This is a genomic window from Treponema socranskii subsp. socranskii VPI DR56BR1116 = ATCC 35536, assembly GCF_000468115.1.
Taxonomy (GTDB): domain Bacteria; phylum Spirochaetota; class Spirochaetia; order Treponematales; family Treponemataceae; genus Treponema_D; species Treponema_D socranskii.
Map to the genome: position 1 here is coordinate 29,072 of NZ_AVQI01000001.1, position 18,817 is coordinate 47,888.

Sequence of the window (18,817 nt, forward strand, 5' to 3'; positions counted from 1 at the left end):
CGAGTCCGGCATATCCGCGTTATTCGATTTCGTAGCTTTCGCCGTATTTTACGATCGTCACATTCGGGTAGCCGTGTTCGGCGAGGTAGCCTTTGAAAAACGCCTGAGCATCTTTTTCGCCGTGCACCATAAAGATCTGTTTGAGGCGGCTCGTGTCGACAGCGTCGAGCCACGCCGTGATTTCCGTATAATCGGCGTGAGCGCTGAACGCGTCTATCTGTTCGACGGACGCACGCACCTCATAAAAGTCGTTCATTATCTTCACTTCTTTGTCGCCGTCGAGGATTCTGCGTCCGAGCGTGTTTTCCGCCATATAACCGACCGCGAGAATGATATTGCGTTCGTCGCCGATATTGTTTGCGAGGTGATGGAGTACGCGCCCGGCTTCGCACATACCGTCCGCGCTGATGATGATCATGGGACCGTCTTTTTTGTTAAGCGCTTTGGATTCGTCGACGCTCGCCGTAAAGTTGAGCGAGCTGAAGCCGAAGGGATTTTTGTGATGTTTTAAAAACGCTTCGTTCGTCTCTTCGTCGTAACATTCGGGGTGCACTTTGAACACGCTCGTTGCGTTCGTCGCCATCGGAGAATCGACGTAGATCGGGATGTTCGGTATTTTTTTTGCATCGACGAGCAAGTGCAGGTAAAACACCAATTCCTGCGCGCGTTCGATCGCAAACGAGGGGATGATGATTTTTCCGCCGCGGCGAACCGCTTCATTGACGACGCGTTCGAGTTCGTGCATAGCGAACTCTTTTTCGGCGTGCTTGCGGTTGCCGTATGTGCTTTCGATGTAGATGTAGTCGGGCGCGGGCACCTTCGTTTCGGGATCGCGGATGATCGGCTGGTTGCGTCTTCCCAAATCGCCGGTATACAAAATGCGCGTTTCGTTTTCGCCCGCGTGTCCCGGATGCGGCGCGTTGATTTTTCCGTGCAAGCCTTTTATCGTAACGCTTGCAAACGCCGAACCGAGGATGTGCCCCGCGTCGAAAAATTCGAGTTCGACGTCGGGCGCGATGTACATTTTTCGGTTGTACGAAAGAGAGACGATTTGATTCGCGGTTGCGATGCAGTCGCGTTCCGAAAAAAGCGGCTGCCACGTAAATCTTTCGCCCCGCCTATCGGCTTTTTTCTTCAAAAATTCGGCGTCTTTCGCCTGGATACGCGCGCTGTCCATCATGACGATGTTCGCTATGTCGCGAGTTGCCGGCGTCGCATAGATATTGCCGGTAAATCCCTTTCGCACGAGTACGGGAAGCTGTCCGCAGTGGTCGAGGTGTCCGTGCGTCAAAATCACCGCTTCGACTTTATCCGCTGCGATCGTAAAATTGCGGTTTTTTTCGTCGGCCGTTTTCCGCTTGCCTTGAAACGCGCCGCAGTCCACCATAAACGTACGCCCGTCGATTTCAAATATGTGTTTCGAACCGGTTACTTCTTCGGCCGCACCGAGCGAATACAGCTTGATCCCCATCGTACAACTCCTTGCATACGTATACTATTGCAATTTACCGCATTGCTCAAGTAAACGAATACGACACGCAATGAGAGTATGCGATAAAAGTATTTCCCTTTTTTTTAATATATGGTATACTTTGTTAATCAATTTTAAACCGATTTTCTATCGGTAATTCGGAGATATCATGGCTGTACAAAAAATGGCAGTCGATCTTGAAAAGATCAAAATGGCGATTCATTCGGGCATCCCGCTTTCGATCACGACATATACGCTGCCGCGCGAGATGGAAACGTATATGGGCGACATACTCAGTGCATTTTTGACCGAGTTGGATCAGCAGCAGATGATTCAATATTTGAGTTATTGTTTGAGCGAGCTTATGACGAATGCGAAAAAGGCGAATACAAAGCGCGTCTATTTTGCGGAAAAAAAGCTCAACATCATGGATCCGGGCGATTATAAAGCCGGTATGACGACGTTTAAAGTCGACACGCTTAACAATATCGAACATTATCTGCAGCTGCAAAAACAAGCGCGTTTATACGTAAAGCTTTTCCTGCAAGTCCGCGCAAATAAAATAAAAATCGAAGTACATAACAACTGTCCGCTCACTGTTTTCGAATACAAGCGCATTCACGACAAACTCACACGGGCGCAGCAGTACGCATCGATGGAAGAAGCGCTTTCGCAGATTCTCGACGATTCCGAAGGCGCGGGACTCGGCCTCATCATTATGATTTTGATGCTAGAAAAGATCGGCTTAACTGAAGAGAATTTTCAAACGGTTTCGGAAAACGGCGAAACGATCACGCGCATCATATTGCCGGTCAGCGAAAAGACAAAGCGCGAACTTTCGATCGTCGCGCTGGAATTTATTAAAACCATAAACGATTTGCCGCAGTTCCCCGACAATATCGTGCGGCTCAACAGACTTTTAAACGATCCCGATTCGAAGATGTCGGACATAGCGATGCAGATCAGCAACGATGCGACGCTTACCGGTGAATTATTAAAACTCGTCAACTCCGCGGCTTTTGCGCTTGCAAATCCGTGTGCGAATATAGCAGATGCGGTAAAGCTCGTCGGCATCCGCGGTATCAGAAACTTGCTGTACAGTATCGGATCGATTAGAACGTTCGAAAGGGTTCCGGGCAGCAAAAAAGGGTTGTGGGCGCACGCGTATCAAGTTGCATTCTATTCGTACAATATGGCGCGCAATTTTTGTGCGAACGAACGCGCTGTCATCGACGACGCGTACATCTGCGGACTTTTGCACGATATGGGAAAGATCATCTTTGAAACGGCGCATCCCGATTTGCTCGAACGGGTTATGACGGTTTGCAGCAGTAAAGGCATCGCAAAAGAAACCTTCGAAAAATTGATATCGGGCGTAAACCACGGCGAAATCGGTGCGCGTGTTGCGGAAAAGTGGAATTTTCCGGAAACAATTTCAAACGTCATCCGCTATCACCACGAACCGGAAGAAGCGCCGAAGGATATCAGAAAGCTCGTATCTCTCGTATACCTTGCGGATGCGACCGTGCACTATCAAAAAGAAGACATCGATTTTTATCAAATCGATCCCGCGGTGCTCTCGCTTTTCAATATCACGTCGGAAGCGCAGCTGAAATCCATCGCCGACAGACTGTACATCGCATTTAAGCGCGACCGAATATAAATTAATAATTAATTAAATCGCTCTGCCTTGTGCGACGGATTGCGTCCATGAGGCGAGGAGCACGCCGAAGGCGACGCCGACGTTGAGCGATGCTTTGAGTCCCTTCATCGGAATCGATACGCGCCCGTACTCGGCGCAATCGAGGGCTTGGGGGCTGAGGCCGAGTTCTTCCGAACCGATGAGGCAGATGCCGCGCTTGGGGAAAGCGAATTCGAAAATCGGCGTGCCGCCCGTTTCGAGCGCGAAGATCGGAAGTTCGTGCGGTAAATCGGCAAGCGCTTTTCGTTCCCATCCGAGCGTTTCGATGCAGCCCATACCGCTTCGAAGCGCGCGCGTTTGGCGGGGATCGGCGCAAAACGGCGACAGATACACCGTATCGACGCCGAAGGCTTCCGCGCTTCTGAAAATCGAACCGAGATTGAACGGCGAGCGTATGTCTTCCGCATAGATGCACATACCGGGGTAAAAGCCGCGCTGCCTGACGGTGCCGTTATTATCGAACGGAAAAGCGTGCGGTGCTATGACCAAATCCCATTCGGCAGGAAAAGTTCCGATGATTGCAAGGAGATGGTTGCGCGCGCAATTGCATACGCGCCGCTCGTCAAAGACTTCGGCATCGATGAGCGAACGAAGTTCCGCCGCCGCAGGGGAGGGGAGAGCGGGATCGCGCAGCACGATTTCCGCAAGACGCTTCGTGTATGCCGCTCTTGTCATGGACGGAAAATCGTATGACGAACCTTTTTCCGCGATGCCTGCGATGTCGCGTTCGAGTGCTCCGAACGTAAGCGCGAGCTTCCGCCTGCGCTGTCCGCCTTCAAGCTGAAACAGTTTTCCCGGCTCGATCATAGCGATGCTGCGAATGCGCGAGCCTCAGTACGCCAGTTTGATGAAGTCGAACAGATCGTCCGATGTCATGCTGCGCGGCAGCGTATTTACGAGTTCGAGCCGACCCGCGTCTTCGGCGGCGAGCGCGAGCTGTTCGATCGAAATCGACAATTCTTTTAAGCGCGAAGGAAGATTCGCTTTGGCGAACAGCTGCCGGATGTACTCCGCAAAACGGGCGGCCGCTTCTTCACCGTGTACGTCGGAAGGAACGATGCGGGAAATGTGTGCGAGTTTTTCGACGCGCTCGATTTTAAATTTGCCGGCGTCTTCAATGATGCTTGGAAATAAAATCGATGCGATGAGCGAACGCGAAACGGCAAAACGGGAATTGATACACAGCGAAAGGAGTGTGCCGAGACCCGGTGCGCTTGCGGCGGCGGCGAGAGACGCCATGCAGCCGGCCTGCGATTTTAAGATCTCTTCCGGCGTCGTGATTTCGAGCGTCGGAGAACCGCCGATCGCGTAGCCCATGAGCTCGACCGATTTTTCGACGAGCATATCGCTGAAAAACGTCGCCTTTTGTGAAAGGTATGCTTCAAGGGCGAGACACATCGTTTCAAGCGCCATTGCCGTATTTTGGTTGTCGGTGAGCGTCAGCGTCAAATTCGGATCGATGACGGCGAGCTTACACAACCCGTTCTGCGCTTTGAGCAGTTTTATTTGACGTGAGCGCGAATCGACGATCGGAGTGACGGATGCATAGATAAAGGGTTCTCGGATCGTCGTCGGCACGCAGACGAGCGGCAATGCTCCCGTCGTCGGAACGGCTCCGTCGACGTAATCGTAGAGGTCGTGGTTTTCGTTGTAGAGCGAAGCGATCGCGCAGCCGACACCGAGCACTTTCGAACCGCCTGAGGCGATGATGCCGTGGATGTGTCCGTCGCGCGCGAGAGCGAGTACACGTTCGATTGTCTTCGTGTCTGCGTTTTCGCCGAATTCGTTGAAAACAAAGTAGTCGATTTTGCGTTCGGAAAGCGGCTCGAGCAGTTTATCGGCGAGATTCACTTCTTTCAAAATCGGATCCATGACGATGAGAAAACGCGAACCGTATTCGCGCACATATTGGCCGATGCGGCTCAGCGTATACGGTCCCAACACGATATTCGGTGAAATACGGAAAATAAAATCAGCCATATTGCTCCATTATAACGGCCGGTACAAATAAAAAAAGACGGAACGATACTTCCGCCTTTTTTACATCGATTATTTTTTTATCGTCCAATGCGTATGCGCCGGATAATCAAAGTCCGAAGCTCGTCATAATGCGATCCGCTGCGGAATCGATTACGGCATTATTCAGATAAGACGGATCTTTAATCTTTTCTTTTACGGCTGCGACGCGGTCGGAGCGGACATCCGGCGTTTCAGCCGAAACTTTGTTCATGTAGTACAAAGCCGCCATGCGTTTCGCTTCGTCGGAAACGCTGATCGAATCGTTGCCGACTTTCGGTGCTCCCTGTTCGTTTATCCGGTGAGCGTTCTGTACATTGTTAAGAGGATTTACTCCCCCGATTTTGTCTATCATCATTCCGTCCTGCCCCTCTACCGATTAATTATCGGCAGATTTATCAGAAAGTTTAATTTTTTTTACACCCGAAACGAAAACCGCACATTCGCCTTTTATCGACTCTCGGGACGCAAAGTCGTCGCGCAACGCCTGCGCCGTTCCTCCGATAATCTCTTCGTGCAGTTTTGTCAGCTCCCGTCCGATCACGATACGGCGCTCACTATCAATATCGGCTAAATCGTCGAGCAACTTGAGGATTCTGTACGGCGATTCGTACAAAATAACGGCATCGCCCGAAGAGAGCAGCTCTTTCAGGCGGCGTCGGCGTTTCCCCGGTGAAGGTGACAAAAACCCTTCGAAGACGAGGGTTTTTCCGCCGGCTCCCGCGACGCTTACGAGCGCGGTAAGCGCCGAAGGGCCGGGCACGGGTACGACGGCAAAGCCCGCATCCCGTACGATACCCGCCAAGAGGGCTCCCGGATCGCTTATGCCCGGAGTACCCGCATCGCTCGCGTAGGCGACGTTTTTGCCGCTTTTCAGCAAGTCGACGATTTTTTCGGCCGACTTTTTTTCGTTTTGCGCCCTGCACGACACGAGCGGCTTGCGTATGCCGAAATGCGTGAGCAGCTCAAGCGTGTGCCGCGTATCTTCGCATGCGATGACATCCGCCGCTTTGAACGTTTCGAGTGCGCGGAGCGTGATGTCGCCGAGATTGCCGATCGGCGTTCCTACGATATATAACGAGGCCACGATGGAATCAGTATAAACCTTCAAACGCAATTTTGCAAGAAGACAAAATCGATTACCGTGCAAAAAAAACGGCGAACATTTGACAAACAAAATAAGCGATGATACACTGAAAAACATATTCTATTTCAAGGAGGATTTCAAATTATGAAAAAAACAATGTTCGCCGCCGTTTTTGTTGCTTTAACCGCATCGGTATTCGGGCTCGGATCAAATGATTCCGCTTCCGGAAAGGCGCAGCATCTTACCATTTATTCCGCGGTATACGACGACGAAACTCAGGCCATCTGCAAAAAATTTCAGGAAAAAACCGGCATTAAAACGGACTGCGTCGTCCTCGGATGCGGAGAAATCCTTGCCCGCGTAAAAGCGGAACAGCACAATGCGACGGCATCCGTCTGGTTCGGAGGTCCGTGCGATTCTTTTATCACGGCAAAAGAACAGGGTTTACTCGCGCAGTACACGTCGCCGAATGCCGCATCGATCGACGCAAAATACAAAGATCCCGACAATTACTGGACGGGCATTTACATCGGCTATGTCGGTTTTGTAAGCAATAACAACCGTCTGGCTGAACTCGGAATAAAAGCGCCGACGACGTGGAAAGAATTGCTCAACCCGAAACTCAAAGGCGAAATCATGATGGCATCTCCTGCCGCTTCTTCGACGGGCTACGTTATTTTAGCGTCCGTACTGCAGCTTATGGGAAACGACACCGGATTTGCCTATATGACAGACCTCAATAAAAACGTTTTGCAGTACACGGAACGCGGATCGGGATGTATTGCTTCGGTCATCTCCGGAGAAATCGCAGTCGGCGTCTGCTTCGCCCACGATGCGATCAAAAACCAGCTTTCCGGCTATCAAAAGCTTTTAACCGTTACGGTTCCGGCGGAAGGTACGGGCTATGAAACGGGCGCCATCGCCGTCATCAAAAACGGTCCCGACCAGGAAGCCGCCCGCGTTTTCTACGATTGGGCTTTGACCGCGGAATGCCAGGATATGTACCAGCAATACGGCGCATTCCAATTCCTTACGGCAAAGGACGGTCACAATCCCGAAGCGACGAAATCGCTCGCAAAGGCGAAGACGATCAACTACGATACGGCATGGGCAGGCGCAACCCGCTCCGCCAATACCGCAAAATGGGCTCAGTTGACCGGCAATTGACGGTTGCATTTTCTAAAAAACTCAGTTCACATTAAGATGAATGTCGGAGCCGCACGCAATCAATAGAGCGCAAGGGTATTAAAACCCTCCGCACGAATAAAGAATACGTTTTCGGCGAAAATTTCGTCCGCACTACGCGCGGCTGAACCCTGACATTCTATCGCTGCATAAAAAGGGAGGCGCAGATCTGCCCTCCCTTTGTTACGGAGCTTTCATGGAAAAAAACGCCGCCGTTTCCGATAAAAAGAATTTACTGCAGGAACCGATTGTCTTTTTCGGTATCGTCTTCGTCATCGTCGTCCTCTTCTTTTTCATTCTGCTTCCGCTTATTTCCATCATGCGGGGAAGTTTTTTGGATGACAATAACAGCATATCGTTTTCATCTTACGTACGGCTGTTTCACAATAAACAATTTTTGACGACGCTTTCCAACACCCTCAAGCTCGGTTTTATCGTCGGTTTTTTTTCTACCGTCGTCGGCTTTATGTTCGCATACGTAAAGCAATGGGTCAAAAGCCCGTTCAAAAAATTATTCAGCGTTATCGAAATCATGCCTATCATCACGCCGCCCTTTGTTCTCGCGCTGTCGGCAATCACGCTGCTCGGACGGCGCGGTCTCATCACTTATTCATTGCTGCACATTTCGAATTTCGATATCTACGGATTAAAAGGATTGGTCGTCGTACAGACGATGACGTTTTTTCCGATCGCCGCTCTTACACTCGACGGTATGCTCGCAAACTTCGACGGCACGCTTGAAGAAGCCGCTCGCAACATGGGTGCGGGCCGCTTAAAAGTTTTCGTTTCGATCACGCTGCCGATGCTCGCATCGGGTCTCGCAAACGTATTTTTGCTCTCGTTTATCGAATCCGTCACCGACTTTTCGAATCCGATGATTTTGGGCGGCGGATACAAAACGCTCGCTTCGCAAATCTATATTCAAGCGATAGCGAACTACGATATGCGGGCGGGAACCACGATCGCAGTCGTTTTATTTTCGGTAACCCTGCTCATCTTTTGCATTCAAAAAATTCTGCTCGATAAGCGGAGCTATGTCACGCTTACCGGCAAAGCGAGCCGCGTCCGTGAAATGATCGAAGATAAAAGCATCGTCATCCCTGCAAATATCATCTGCCTGTTCATATCGTTTTGGGTGCTGCTGTTCTACGTGTTCCTCGTGTTCGGAGCGTTTTTTAAAACGTGGGGAGCGGATTTTACTTTGGTCACGGATAATTTCAAATACGTATTCCGCTACAGCATGAAGCCGGTAAAAGATACGCTGCTCATCGCCATCCTCGCATCTCCGATCTGCGGCGTCTTTTCGATGATCATCGCGTATCTCGTCGTTCGCAAAAATTTTATCGGGAGACGCTTTATGGAATACGTTTCCATGTTCGGTATGGCGGTTCCCGGTACGGTTTTCGGACTCGGATACATCCTCACGTTCAACACGAAACCTTTCGTCCTTACCAACACGCTGTGGATTCTCGTCATCGTCCTTGTGATGACGAGGCTTCCCGTCGGCGTGAGATCCGGCATGGCTTCCCTGCGGCAAATCGACGGAAGCATCGAAGAGGCTGCGACGAATCTCGGCGCCGGTACGGCAAAAGTATTTACGTCCGTTACGCTGCCGCTCATCCGCCCGGCATTTTTTACCGGTCTCGTATTCAGCTTTATCAAAAGTATGACGGCAATAAGCGCGGTCATCTTCCTCGTCTCCGCAAATTACAATCTGCTTACGGTGCGCGTCATGCAGCACGTCGATAAAGGTCAGTTCGGCTACGCATCCGCACTGTCGGTAATTCTCATGGCAATCGTTTTCGTCGCAGTCGGAATCATGAACGCCGTATTGAGCCGGCTCGGTCAAAGCGTCGATAAAAATTATATGTAACGATTAAACAGAAAGAGGAAAAACGATGGGTTCAAAAAGCGTCACTTTACAAAATTTATCAAAAATATACACGGACAGGGGAACGGGCGGAAAAAAATTTGTCGCCGTCGACGATATCTCCCTTACGATACAGCCGGGTGAATTCGTCACTCTGCTCGGCCCGTCGGGCTGCGGCAAAACGACGACGCTCAGAATGATTGCGGGCTTCGATAAGCCGAGCGGCGGAGACATCCTCCTCGACGGCAAATCGATAAAAAATCTGCCGCCGAATAAACGCAATACCGCTATGGTGTTCCAAACCTACGCGCTCTTTCCGAACTACAACGTGTACGATAACATCGCATACGGATTGCGCATCAAGGGGCTCGCAAACGATGTCATCCCACAAAAGGTCGGCTCTATTTTAAAGATGATCGGCTTGACCGGATTGGAAAACAGGCACACGAACGAGCTCTCCGGCGGTCAGCAGCAGCGTATCGCTCTCGCGCGCGCTCTTGTCATGGAACCCGACGTTCTGCTCTTCGACGAACCGCTTTCGAATCTCGACGCAAAGCTCCGTATTCAAATGCGCACCGAAATCAGAAAGATTCAGCGTACCGTCGGCATTACGGCGATCTATGTTACCCACGATCAAGCCGAAGCGATGAGTATGTCGGATAAGATCGTGATTCTCAATAACGGAAAAATCGAACAGGTGGGTAATCCGCGCGAAATCTATTATCACCCGAACAGCGAATTTACGGCAAATTTTATCGGAACGGCGAATATCCTCCGCGCGACGGTACAAAGCGTCTCCGAAGACGGAACCGTTTCCGTCGTTCTTTACGGAAAGCGGCTCGACCGTATTCCGACGCATAAGCGATATTCGCCGGGAGACACCTGTACGCTCATCGTGCGGCCCGAAGCGTGTTCGGTGCGCGACAGCGGCACCTTTGAAGCGGAGGTCACCGTGTCGATGTTTATGGGAGAATATCAGCTGTACGAGTTGAACCTCGCGGGGCAGAATTTCATCGTACACGAAAACAATCCGAAAAATAAAAATATCAAAGATGCCGGCGAAAAAGCCTGTCTATCGATCGACACGACCGACATTCATGCGATTTGATTGAGGGAGATATTATGGATACGACAACATACATCGCCGATTATATCGCACTGGAAAAGAAGACGCTCGAAGATTTGAGCGTCGGCGACATAGAGCGCGTACTCGATCTGTTTATGGAAGCGTATAAGTCCGAAGGAACGATTTACGTATTCGGCAACGGCGGCAGCGCGAGCACCGCTTCACACATGGCGAACGATTTTAATAAGGGCATCTCAGAATATGTCGAAAAAAAATTCCGCGTGATCTGTCTCAACGACAATATCGCGACGCTCATGGCGATCGCAAACGATATCGGCTACGACGAAGTATTTCGCTTTCAGCTTACAAACAAACTCAAACCGAATGACCTCGTCGTCGGCATCAGCGGCAGCGGCAACAGCAAAAATGTTTTATATGCGATCGAGTACGCAAAAGAGCTGCACGTCAAAACGCTCGGTATCTGCGGCTACGACGGCGGAAAACTCAAACAAACGGCGGACGCGGTCTTTCACGTCGCCGTGCCCAATATGCAGATCGTCGAAGACGTGCACATGATACTCAATCATCTGTTGATGAACGTCATAAACCGCGTGCTCGGCATCACGGACAAGTGCTGATGGCGCCCTTTATCCTCATTGTCACCGGCCCGCCGGGATGCGGCAAAACGCATTTTGCAGCGCGCGTCAAAAATTATTTTCCTTCACTCACGGTGCTCTCATACGACACGATAAAAGAGCGCTACTTCGACGAATACGGTTTCGACAACATGGAAGAAAAGTCGCGCATCAACGATATGTCGATCGCGGCGTTTTATGCGCTTTTGGAAGACACGATGCGGGCGAAAAAGAATATCCTCATCGAATATCCGTTTAATAAAATACACGAACAAAAGCTTTGCGATATCGTTTCATCGCTCGGATACAAAGCTGTGACGATCCGCCTCACGGGCGACTGGCGCGCGCTGTACGAACGCGCCGTGCACCGCGACGTACATGAACCGCGGAATCCGGGACACCTTTTACGCGCGTACCACAAAGGCGTTCCTCCCAAACCGGAAGACGTCATTCCCGAACCCGATTTTGAAAGTTTTGTTGCAAGCTGCGAGCGGAAAAATTACAGCATCGAAATCGGGGACGCGTTTACCGTCGACGTAACCGATTACGACGCCGTCGACTGCAATTCGTTTTTTGCCGAAATCGAAAAAGCGGTGACGGCGGAATCATAAGCGCCGGAGCCATCAGAAAACTTCAGTTTTGGATGGCTGCCTTGATTTTAATTCCACGGTTTTATTCGCAGATAGGTTTCGTTCCTGTCTTGCCCGACGGATACAATCCCGACGGGCGTTTCGCAAAACGCTTCGATAAATTCCACATAAGCCTTCGCGTTCGCCGGCATCTTTTCATACGAACCGCACCGGCGGAGGTCGCTTTTCCAGCCGTTGAATTTTTTGAGCACGGGACGTGCCGCGTTGAGTGCGGGAATGCTCGCCGGAAAATCCGTAACCGTTTTCCCGCCGATATCGTATGCGATGCAGGCTTCAATCGATTCCATTTCATCGTAGATGTCGAGGTGCGTCAAAACGAGTGAATCGATCGAATTGACGCGGCATGCATAGCGGAGCGCAACCAAATCGAGATAGCCGCACCTGCGCGGCCGCCCCGTCGTGACTCCGAATTCGTTTCCGGTCGTGCGTACATAATTGCAGAGTTCGCTTTCGGTGTCGTTGTTAAATTCGCTCGGCATGGGACCGTTTCCGACACGCGTTTCGTAAGCTTTAAAAACGCCGTACACTCTGTCGATCGCGCGCGGCCCGATTCCCGAACCTAAAGCCGCTCCCGCCGAGCACGACGCTCCGGAACTCACGTAGGGGTAGGTTCCGCTGTCCAAATCGAGCAGTGCTCCTTGAGCACCTTCGAACAAAATATTTTCGCTTCGGTATTCCCACAACTTTGAAGCGATATCGACGCGCATCGCCATGAGGCGGGATGCGTACGTATCGATAAATTGCCTGTCTTCGGTATCGAGGTCAGTCATCTTTTCTTTCCAATCCAGATCGGCGAGCCTGATTCCGTCGCGTTCGGATTTTTGAGAATATGAAGTTCCGATGCCCCTTCCCGTCGTTCCGATCGGGCGCTTGCGGGCAGCATCGCGCTCTTTGTCCATTCTGCGGTACGCGGGCAAAACGATGTGCGCGCGGTCGGAGATGAACACGCGGTCCTTCCACGAAATGCCGTTGTCGGTGAGCATCTGCAGTTCCGCAAAGAGCGCTTCGGGGTCGATTACCATACCCGAGCCGAGAAATACCGATTTATCGGGATATAAAATGCCCGAGGGCACTTGGTGCAGCGCATACTTTTTTCCGTCGGCGACAATCGTATGGCCTGCATTTGCACCGCCGGCAAAGCGCACGATGTATTTCGCGTCCTGCGCAAGAAAATCGACTATCTTTCCCTTTCCTTCATCGCCCCACTGTGCACCCATAACAACAATGTTCATCGTTTCCTCCACCTGCAGCATCATCGACAGTATATTTCGCCGATTGCATCAGTATATCGCAAGATACCGATTCTTACAACTTCAATGTTGACGGCTCAATGTGCTCTTATAAGTCTGAAATCGAAAAACGGGCAAGCCGTTTTTTCTTTAAAAGATATGAAAGCCGACTGCAATTCCTTATGAGGACACAAAGCACGGCGTCTACGGCACACTTTGTGATAGGAGACGCGCATAATTCCTGCGCGGGGAACTTCGCGCTCACGCGCTCGTTGCAAGTCGCGCGGGGAACTTCCTTCAATGCACGGCACGGACGCCGTGTCGCACCTTTGCAAAAACGGTCGCGTATTTTTGCGCAGCAAAAATACGGTAGTGAGCGGTTCACGGATGTACCGCGAACGAGCACTGCTCGGAATTATGCGCTCTTGCCGTGTATGCGGAGAAGCGCTATACTCTTTAGTACAGATGTTACGTTTGTGATAGCCTACAGCCGAATCCCTTGCGGCGGCATTACCGGCGCCCACGGCGCGCCGCGTATCAGCATCGACAAAGTATATCAATTACCGAAATTATTATTTTCCTCGAGGTGTTCTATGAACAAGTACTTTAAACGGTATGTCGTCGATGCGTTCGGCGGAATGTCGCTCGGCCTTTTTTCCACGCTCATCATCGGATTGATTATAAAGCAGATCGGCGGATTCTTTCCGTCGGCAGTCGGTTCGGGATGTGCAGGCGGTGCGAGCGTCTATACATCTCTCGCGTATGCGGGAAGATTTTTTATGCTCACGGGGCAGGTGCTCACCGTACTCACCGGAGCCGGAATCGCGTGCGGAGTTGCGCATTCGCTCGGCGCGCCGAAGCTCGCTTTGTACGGAAGCATCCTCACCGGTACGATCGGCGCGTATTCCGTAAAATGCGCCGCATACTTGAGCGCAGGGCAGGCGGCCTTTATCGCGGAAAACGGCAGCGTGCTTTTTGCGGGGCCGGGAGATCCGCTCGGCGCTTTTGCCGCGGCTTTAGTCGGCGCCGAATGCGGAAGGCTCGTCGCGGGAAAGACTAAAATCGATATCGTCGTCGTGCCCGCCGTAACCGTCATCGCAGGCGCCGCCGCCGCATTGCTCTTCGGGCCCGCCCTTGCATCCGCATCGGCAGCTCTGGGGAGCGGTATACAGAGGGCGACGGAACTCGAGCCGTTTTGGATGGGCATTGTGCTCTCCGTCGTCATGGGGATGATTTTAACGCTGCCCATAAGTTCCGCGGCTATCGCGATCATACTCGGCATGACGGGGATCGCGGGAGGAGCTGCGACTGCGGGCTGCTGCGCGCAGATGATAGGCTTTGCCGTCATCAGCTTCCGCGACAACGGTTTTAACGGTTTTTTCGCGCAGGGACTCGGAACGTCTATGCTGCAGATTCCGAACATCTGCAAAAACCCTTTTATATGGATTCCGCCGACTCTCGCTTCGGCGATCACCGGTCCCATCGCTTCGTGCCTCTTTAAGATGCGCACGCTTCCTGCGGGAGCGGGTATGGGAACGAGCGGTTTGGTCGGGCCGATTATGACGTTTCAAGCGATGCAGGGAAGCGAAAGCGCTTTCCTTATCATCGCAAAGATAATCGCAGTCGATGTGTTTTTTCCGGCCGTACTCGCATACGTTTTTTATGCGGCGCTTCGCGCTCGGAGTTTAATCCGTGACGGTGATATGAAACTCGACGCATAGCGGAAATCCCTACGGCAAGACATAAAGAAGCGAATATGCTAAAATAGACCATCCTGTCATATCCGGTTGGAGGATTATAATGACCAGTTTCGGTATGTGGGGCATCATCCCCCCGCTTTTAACAATCGTGCTTGCCTTCGTCACTAAAGACGTGATCGTATCGCTCTTTTTCGGCATTTTGTCGGGCACGCTTATCGTCACGGGGGGTAATCCCGCCCTTGCGCTTATGCATCTCACCGATGCGCTCGCTTCTTCGCTTGCCGACGGATGGAATATCCGCATTTTCCTTTTTTGCGCGCTCCTCGGAGGCCTTGTCGGTATGCTTTCGAAAACGGGAGCCGCAGGCGCCTTCGGCAGATGGGCGTCGCTGAAATTGAAGACGAGCAAAGGATCGCTTCTCATGTCGTTTATCTTCGGCTTGATAATTTTTATCGACGATTATTTCAATTCGCTCACCGTCGGAACGATCATGCGCCCGATCTGCGATAAGACGAAAGTCGCGCGCGCAAAACTTGCCTACGTGCTCGATTCGACCGCCGCTCCCGTGTGTATCATCGCGCCGATTTCGAGCTGGGTCGTCACCGTCATGTCGATCGTAAAGGGTGCGGAAGGCTTCGATGCGATGCACATGACGCCGTTCGAATTTTTTATCCGCTCCATACCGTACAACCTTTATGCGCTCGGCACGCTCGTCTTCGTACTCGTCATCATTTTAACAAAACGCGATTTCGGACCGATGAAGTCTTCCGAAGCGCGTGCGGCACAGGGAAAACTCTTTTATGAAAGAAAGTACGGAGCCGTTGCGGGCGAAGTCGAAAACACCGTAAACGATTCGGCGAAGCCTGCCGACATGCTTTTTCCGATCATCGTTCTCATCGTGACGGCTCTGATCTTTTTTCCGGTGACGACATGGATGAGTGCGATCGACGGGGAGTCGATTGCATCGTTTCTTGACGCCGCACGCTCGATTCCGCTCGGAGACGCATTTAAAGATACCGACGCATCGGTTGCGCTTTTTTACGCTATCATCTTTACGATATTTGCGACGTATATTTATTATATTGCAAGAAAATTGTTGAACTTGAGCGGAGCGGGTGAAGCGCTCCGCGACGGCATCAAATCGATGATACCGGCGCTGATCATTTTGTCGATGGCGTGGACGATCGGAACGATTATCAAATCTTCGCCGTCGGACGGAGGACTCGGACTCGGCGTCTACCTTTCGGAAATCGTCGTGAAGCAGCGCTTTCCGCTCGAACTCATTCCCGTCATCGTCTTTGCGCTTTCGGCTCTCATTTCGTTTGCGACCGGCACGAGCTGGGGCACGTTCGGCATTATGATTCCGCTTGTCATGCCGATCGCGACGGGACTTGCGCAGGCGAAGGGCTTGCCGCAAGAGGCATTCGTCAACGCGTGCATGATCTGTATTGCTGCCGTCGTCGGAGGCGCCGTATTCGGCGATCACGCATCTCCCATTTCCGATACGACAATCCTTTCGTCTACGGGAGCGGGCTGTCCGCACCTCGAACACGTTGCGACCCAGATGCCGTACGCGGTGTTTATCGCACTTTGTTCGGCGATCGGTTTTATCGCAGGCGGTTTTTCGGAAAATATAATTGCCGCGTGGCTTTCGTTCGCGCTTGTCCTCGTTATCGGCATCGTGTTTTTGCCCAAAACGGTAAAATCGAAAGCGGACTGAAAACGGCCGGCGTGCTTTTCCGTGTAAGCGATACGAGTGCGGCGGACGTTTATGCGGTTTTTACGGCGCCGAGCACTTTTCCGATCGAATCACGGATGACGAGCGTTGCGATCGCATCGCCTCCCGTCGCGGTTTTATTGATAACGACGAGCTTGTTCCCGCGGTAATAGTTGACAAGGCTTGCCGCGGGGTAGACGACGAGAGAGGTGCCGCCGATGATGAGCATGTCCGCATCCCGTATCGCGCGGACTGCGCCTTCGATGCAGGCTCCGTCGAGACCTTCTTCGTAAAGTACGACATCGGGTTTAACGATGCCGCCGCACTTTGTGCAGTGCGGTATGCCGTCGGGAGCGTTTGCACTTTCGGCGATAAAATCGATATCGTAGGGAGAGCCGCATTTCATACAGTAATTGCGCAGCGTGCTTCCGTGCAGTTCGAATACGTTTTTGCTTCCCGCCGCCTGATGCAATCCGTCGATGTTTTGCGTGACGACGGCGCTGAGCTTTCCCGCCTTTTCGAGTTCTGCAAGTTTTTTGTGCGCCGCGTTCGGCTTTACGCCTTTGACGATGAGCTTTTCGCGGTAAAAGCGGTAAAACTCCGCGGGTTTCGCGTCGAAAAAACTCCTGCTGAGCATTTGCTCGGGAGGATATTTCCATTTTTGGTGATACAGTCCGTCCGTGCTTCTGAAGTCGGGGATACCGCTTTCCGTCGAAACGCCTGCTCCGCCGAAAAATACGATAGAGCGGCTTTCGTCTATCATGCGCTGCAGTTTTGCAATCGCTTTATCGAAATCGTTATCGTTCATAGCATACAGTATACCGCATTTTGCGGCGCGATGTTATAGGGCTGTGTTCCTTGAGTTCAGCACTTGTAACATTTGTCCGAAACGGCTATTTTATAACTGATGGAACAGGATTTGTATGTGGTGCTCGGAATCGCAAAAACGGCAAGCACCGATGAAATTAAAAAAGCGTACCGCACTCTCGCATTCAAATATCACCCCGACAGAAACCCGGGTGATAAAAGCGCGGAAGAAAAATTCAAAGCGATAAACGCCGCTTACGATGTACTCGGAGACGAAACGAAGCGTTCTCAATACGACCGTTTCGGAAGCGCGGAGACCTCATACGCGGGGCGGCAGGATACGCAGTATGCATACGGCTCTTATTCCGGTACCCGCTTCAGCGACGAAGATATGTTTTGGCAATGGTTCGGCAGTAATTACGGAGGCAGGCAAAACGGCGAGCGGCGCTATACCTATACGTGGACAAACGAAAAGAGACGTGATACGCGAGAAGCGCTCCGCTCTCAGCTCTATTCAAAATTGGGACAGGCGTTTTTCGGCATAATCGCGAGCAGCATATTCGGCTTTTTCCCGCTGTTCGGGCTCCTGTGTCTCTTTGTCACGATCAACGGCGTCATCGGTGCGGTAAAATCCGCCGTGGCGCTTATTAAATTGGGAAGGCAAAAATAAAGCGGCTGACTGCAGTGCTTGCCGATCGGTACATCGGCGAAAATCGGGTTATCGTTGGCGGAAGATGATTCGGCCGCGGTTCAAATCGTACGGTGAAAGCGCGACTTTGACCGTATCGCCCGGCACGATTCTGATATAGTGTTTTCGCATCTTTCCGGACAGCGTCGCCAGGATGAGATGTCCGTTTTGCAATTCGATTCTGAACGTTGTATTGGGAAGCGCTTCTTTTACGACGCCTTCCACTTCGATAGCTTCTTCTTTTGCCACAGTTCCTCCGCTGCGTGACCGAATAACAAGAGTTCCTTAAAGTTAAATTGAACGTCTAAAACAGCGCCGTTCAATTTAACCTTGTTTTTATTCCGATTTGGTCGTATACTCTTCAGTATGTACAAAATTTCCGCGCTTGTCAACACGGGTGCGGGTTCATTGCACGGAGTTCATCTATTATGGATAAAAAATTTATTGAAAGCATGAAAAACGATTTGCTCGCGCGCCGGCAGACTATTCTTGCCTCGCTTGCGGAACAGAGCGATGATATGAAAAAATTGGTAAAGACCGTTGCCGCAGGCGACGTTATAGATGTCGCATCCGATGCGATCGATCGTACGCTGCTCGATTCGCTCGGCTCTCAGGATGCCGCCCGACTGCAGCTTGTGGACAACGCGCTCGACCGCATCCGTCAGGGAAAATACGGGAAGTGTGTCAAATGCGGCAAAGACATTCCGCAGCAACGTTTAAAGGCACTGCCGTATGCACTTATGTGTGTGACCTGCGCATCCGAAGAAGAACGCAAGCGCCGCTGAATGCGTGACGCTCCGCTGCCGTCCGCCGCTTATTCGTGCGGATGGTTAATACCCCCGCACTTTGCATTTTTTTTCAAGCGCCGCGATATATTTCGAGTTTGTCGGGTAAACTTGATAGTTGGATCCTACGCTTCTTTTCCGTGTATACATTGCCCGCACGGTTGTCTCGCTTTCGTTTTGTCCCTCTGTATTGCTCTTTGCTGAAAATC

Annotated in this window: 18 protein-coding genes; 10 read left to right on the forward strand and 8 right to left on the reverse strand. The window is 51.6% G+C overall.

The genetic code is table 11. The annotated features are described in order from the left end of the window. Nucleotides 1-19 precede the first annotated feature (19 nt). The gene (locus HMPREF0860_RS00135; RefSeq protein ID WP_021329270.1) at nucleotides 20-1,471 is read right to left on the reverse strand and encodes an MBL fold metallo-hydrolase RNA specificity domain-containing protein; all 1,452 of its coding nucleotides are present in this window, start codon (nucleotides 1,469-1,471) and stop codon (nucleotides 20-22) included. A gap of 169 nt (nucleotides 1,472-1,640) precedes the next feature. On the opposite strand from HMPREF0860_RS00135, the gene HMPREF0860_RS00140 reads away from it, so the two are divergent. Next, complete coding sequence (locus tag HMPREF0860_RS00140) at nucleotides 1,641-3,134, forward strand: HDOD domain-containing protein (protein WP_021329269.1); 1,494 nt, start codon at nucleotides 1,641-1,643, stop codon at nucleotides 3,132-3,134. Between the two features lie 12 nt (nucleotides 3,135-3,146). Here HMPREF0860_RS00140 and HMPREF0860_RS00145 read toward each other — a convergent pair whose 3' ends face one another. The 4 genes from HMPREF0860_RS00145 to rsmI all read right to left on the reverse strand — a co-directional run bounded on the left by HMPREF0860_RS00145 (nucleotide 3,147) and on the right by rsmI (nucleotide 6,276). Next, nucleotides 3,147-3,980, reverse strand: a complete 834-nt coding sequence (locus tag HMPREF0860_RS00145; RefSeq protein ID WP_021329303.1) for a TrmH family RNA methyltransferase — start codon at nucleotides 3,978-3,980, stop codon at nucleotides 3,147-3,149. A gap of 24 nt (nucleotides 3,981-4,004) precedes the next feature. Further along, entirely contained in the window at nucleotides 4,005-5,153 is a 1,149-nt protein-coding gene (locus HMPREF0860_RS00150; RefSeq protein ID WP_021329294.1) for an iron-containing alcohol dehydrogenase, read from the reverse strand. Nucleotides 5,154-5,259: 106 nt separating this feature from the next. Then, nucleotides 5,260-5,547 carry a flagellar biosynthesis anti-sigma factor FlgM gene (locus HMPREF0860_RS00155; RefSeq protein ID WP_021329260.1) on the reverse strand — a complete coding sequence of 96 codons (288 nt, stop codon included), beginning with the start codon at nucleotides 5,545-5,547 and terminating at the stop codon, nucleotides 5,260-5,262. A gap of 21 nt (nucleotides 5,548-5,568) precedes the next feature. Continuing rightward, the gene (rsmI, locus tag HMPREF0860_RS00160; protein WP_038080342.1) at nucleotides 5,569-6,276 is read right to left on the reverse strand and encodes a 16S rRNA (cytidine(1402)-2'-O)-methyltransferase; all 708 of its coding nucleotides are present in this window, start codon (nucleotides 6,274-6,276) and stop codon (nucleotides 5,569-5,571) included. Between the two features lie 144 nt (nucleotides 6,277-6,420). Here rsmI and HMPREF0860_RS00165 point away from each other — a divergent pair, with 144 nt between their 5' ends. From HMPREF0860_RS00165 to HMPREF0860_RS00185, 5 genes are all read left to right on the forward strand, one after another. Next, nucleotides 6,421-7,443 (forward strand): ABC transporter substrate-binding protein, encoded by a 1,023-nt coding sequence (locus tag HMPREF0860_RS00165; protein ID WP_021329333.1) that lies wholly within the window; start codon nucleotides 6,421-6,423, stop codon nucleotides 7,441-7,443. Between the two features lie 214 nt (nucleotides 7,444-7,657). Continuing rightward, entirely contained in the window at nucleotides 7,658-9,334 is a 1,677-nt protein-coding gene (locus HMPREF0860_RS00170; RefSeq protein WP_021329329.1) for an ABC transporter permease, read from the forward strand. A 25-nt stretch (nucleotides 9,335-9,359) separates the two neighbouring features. Then, entirely contained in the window at nucleotides 9,360-10,439 is a 1,080-nt protein-coding gene (locus HMPREF0860_RS00175; RefSeq protein ID WP_021329322.1) for an ABC transporter ATP-binding protein, read from the forward strand. A 14-nt stretch (nucleotides 10,440-10,453) separates the two neighbouring features. Then, a complete protein-coding gene (locus tag HMPREF0860_RS00180; RefSeq protein ID WP_021329297.1) occupies nucleotides 10,454-11,035 on the forward strand; it encodes an SIS domain-containing protein in 582 nt (193 codons plus the stop codon). After that, complete coding sequence (locus tag HMPREF0860_RS00185) at nucleotides 11,035-11,643, forward strand: AAA family ATPase (RefSeq protein WP_021329268.1); 609 nt, start codon at nucleotides 11,035-11,037, stop codon at nucleotides 11,641-11,643. Before HMPREF0860_RS00180 ends, HMPREF0860_RS00185 begins: the two co-directional genes overlap by 1 nt. A 47-nt stretch (nucleotides 11,644-11,690) precedes the next feature. On the opposite strand, the gene purA is transcribed toward HMPREF0860_RS00185, so the two are convergent. Continuing rightward, complete coding sequence (gene purA, locus HMPREF0860_RS00190; RefSeq protein WP_038080343.1) at nucleotides 11,691-12,914, reverse strand: adenylosuccinate synthase; 1,224 nt, start codon at nucleotides 12,912-12,914, stop codon at nucleotides 11,691-11,693. Nucleotides 12,915-13,504: 590 nt separating this feature from the next. Here purA and HMPREF0860_RS00200 point away from each other — a divergent pair. After that, complete coding sequence (locus HMPREF0860_RS00200; protein WP_021329316.1) at nucleotides 13,505-14,632, forward strand: PTS sugar transporter subunit IIC; 1,128 nt, start codon at nucleotides 13,505-13,507, stop codon at nucleotides 14,630-14,632. A 79-nt stretch (nucleotides 14,633-14,711) separates the two neighbouring features. After that, nucleotides 14,712-16,331 (forward strand): Na+/H+ antiporter NhaC family protein, encoded by a 1,620-nt coding sequence (locus HMPREF0860_RS00205; RefSeq protein ID WP_021329287.1) that lies wholly within the window; start codon nucleotides 14,712-14,714, stop codon nucleotides 16,329-16,331. Between the two features lie 49 nt (nucleotides 16,332-16,380). Here HMPREF0860_RS00205 and HMPREF0860_RS00210 read toward each other — a convergent pair whose 3' ends face one another. Then, the gene (locus tag HMPREF0860_RS00210; protein ID WP_021329348.1) at nucleotides 16,381-17,136 is read right to left on the reverse strand and encodes an NAD-dependent protein deacylase; all 756 of its coding nucleotides are present in this window, start codon (nucleotides 17,134-17,136) and stop codon (nucleotides 16,381-16,383) included. Nucleotides 17,137-17,235: 99 nt separating this feature from the next. Here HMPREF0860_RS00210 and HMPREF0860_RS14280 point away from each other — a divergent pair, with 99 nt between their 5' ends. Further along, entirely contained in the window at nucleotides 17,236-17,805 is a 570-nt protein-coding gene (locus tag HMPREF0860_RS14280; protein ID WP_021329341.1) for a DnaJ domain-containing protein, read from the forward strand. Between the two features lie 48 nt (nucleotides 17,806-17,853). On the opposite strand, the gene infA is transcribed toward HMPREF0860_RS14280, so the two are convergent. Then, the gene (gene infA, locus HMPREF0860_RS00220; protein WP_016521760.1) at nucleotides 17,854-18,072 is read right to left on the reverse strand and encodes a translation initiation factor IF-1; all 219 of its coding nucleotides are present in this window, start codon (nucleotides 18,070-18,072) and stop codon (nucleotides 17,854-17,856) included. A 179-nt stretch (nucleotides 18,073-18,251) separates the two neighbouring features. On the opposite strand from infA, the gene HMPREF0860_RS00225 reads away from it, so the two are divergent. Continuing rightward, on the forward strand, nucleotides 18,252-18,608 hold the full coding sequence (locus HMPREF0860_RS00225) for a TraR/DksA family transcriptional regulator (RefSeq protein WP_021329277.1): 357 nt from the start codon (nucleotides 18,252-18,254) through the stop codon (nucleotides 18,606-18,608). The last annotated feature ends 209 nt before the right edge of the window (nucleotides 18,609-18,817 follow it).

Bases quoted from the DNA above. Each gene is read 5' to 3' on its own strand.
- HMPREF0860_RS00135 (WP_021329270.1), bottom strand. From the start codon at position 1,471: ATGGGGATCAAGCTGTATTCGCTCGGTGCGGCCGAAGAAGTAACCGGT.
- HMPREF0860_RS00140 (WP_021329269.1), top strand. From the start codon at position 1,641: ATGGCTGTACAAAAAATGGCAGTCGATCTTGAAAAGATCAAAATGGCG.
- HMPREF0860_RS00145 (WP_021329303.1), bottom strand. From the start codon at position 3,980: ATGATCGAGCCGGGAAAACTGTTTCAGCTTGAAGGCGGACAGCGCAGG.
- HMPREF0860_RS00150 (WP_021329294.1), bottom strand. From the start codon at position 5,153: ATGGCTGATTTTATTTTCCGTATTTCACCGAATATCGTGTTGGGACCG.
- HMPREF0860_RS00155 (WP_021329260.1), bottom strand. From the start codon at position 5,547: ATGATGATAGACAAAATCGGGGGAGTAAATCCTCTTAACAATGTACAG.
- HMPREF0860_RS00165 (WP_021329333.1), top strand. From the start codon at position 6,421: ATGAAAAAAACAATGTTCGCCGCCGTTTTTGTTGCTTTAACCGCATCG.
- HMPREF0860_RS00170 (WP_021329329.1), top strand. From the start codon at position 7,658: ATGGAAAAAAACGCCGCCGTTTCCGATAAAAAGAATTTACTGCAGGAA.
- HMPREF0860_RS00175 (WP_021329322.1), top strand. From the start codon at position 9,360: ATGGGTTCAAAAAGCGTCACTTTACAAAATTTATCAAAAATATACACG.
- HMPREF0860_RS00180 (WP_021329297.1), top strand. From the start codon at position 10,454: ATGGATACGACAACATACATCGCCGATTATATCGCACTGGAAAAGAAG.
- HMPREF0860_RS00185 (WP_021329268.1), top strand. From the start codon at position 11,035: ATGGCGCCCTTTATCCTCATTGTCACCGGCCCGCCGGGATGCGGCAAA.
- purA (WP_038080343.1), bottom strand. From the start codon at position 12,914: ATGAACATTGTTGTTATGGGTGCACAGTGGGGCGATGAAGGAAAGGGA.
- HMPREF0860_RS00200 (WP_021329316.1), top strand. From the start codon at position 13,505: ATGAACAAGTACTTTAAACGGTATGTCGTCGATGCGTTCGGCGGAATG.
- HMPREF0860_RS00205 (WP_021329287.1), top strand. From the start codon at position 14,712: ATGACCAGTTTCGGTATGTGGGGCATCATCCCCCCGCTTTTAACAATC.
- HMPREF0860_RS00210 (WP_021329348.1), bottom strand. From the start codon at position 17,136: ATGAACGATAACGATTTCGATAAAGCGATTGCAAAACTGCAGCGCATG.
- HMPREF0860_RS14280 (WP_021329341.1), top strand. From the start codon at position 17,236: ATGGAACAGGATTTGTATGTGGTGCTCGGAATCGCAAAAACGGCAAGC.
- HMPREF0860_RS00225 (WP_021329277.1), top strand. From the start codon at position 18,252: ATGGATAAAAAATTTATTGAAAGCATGAAAAACGATTTGCTCGCGCGC.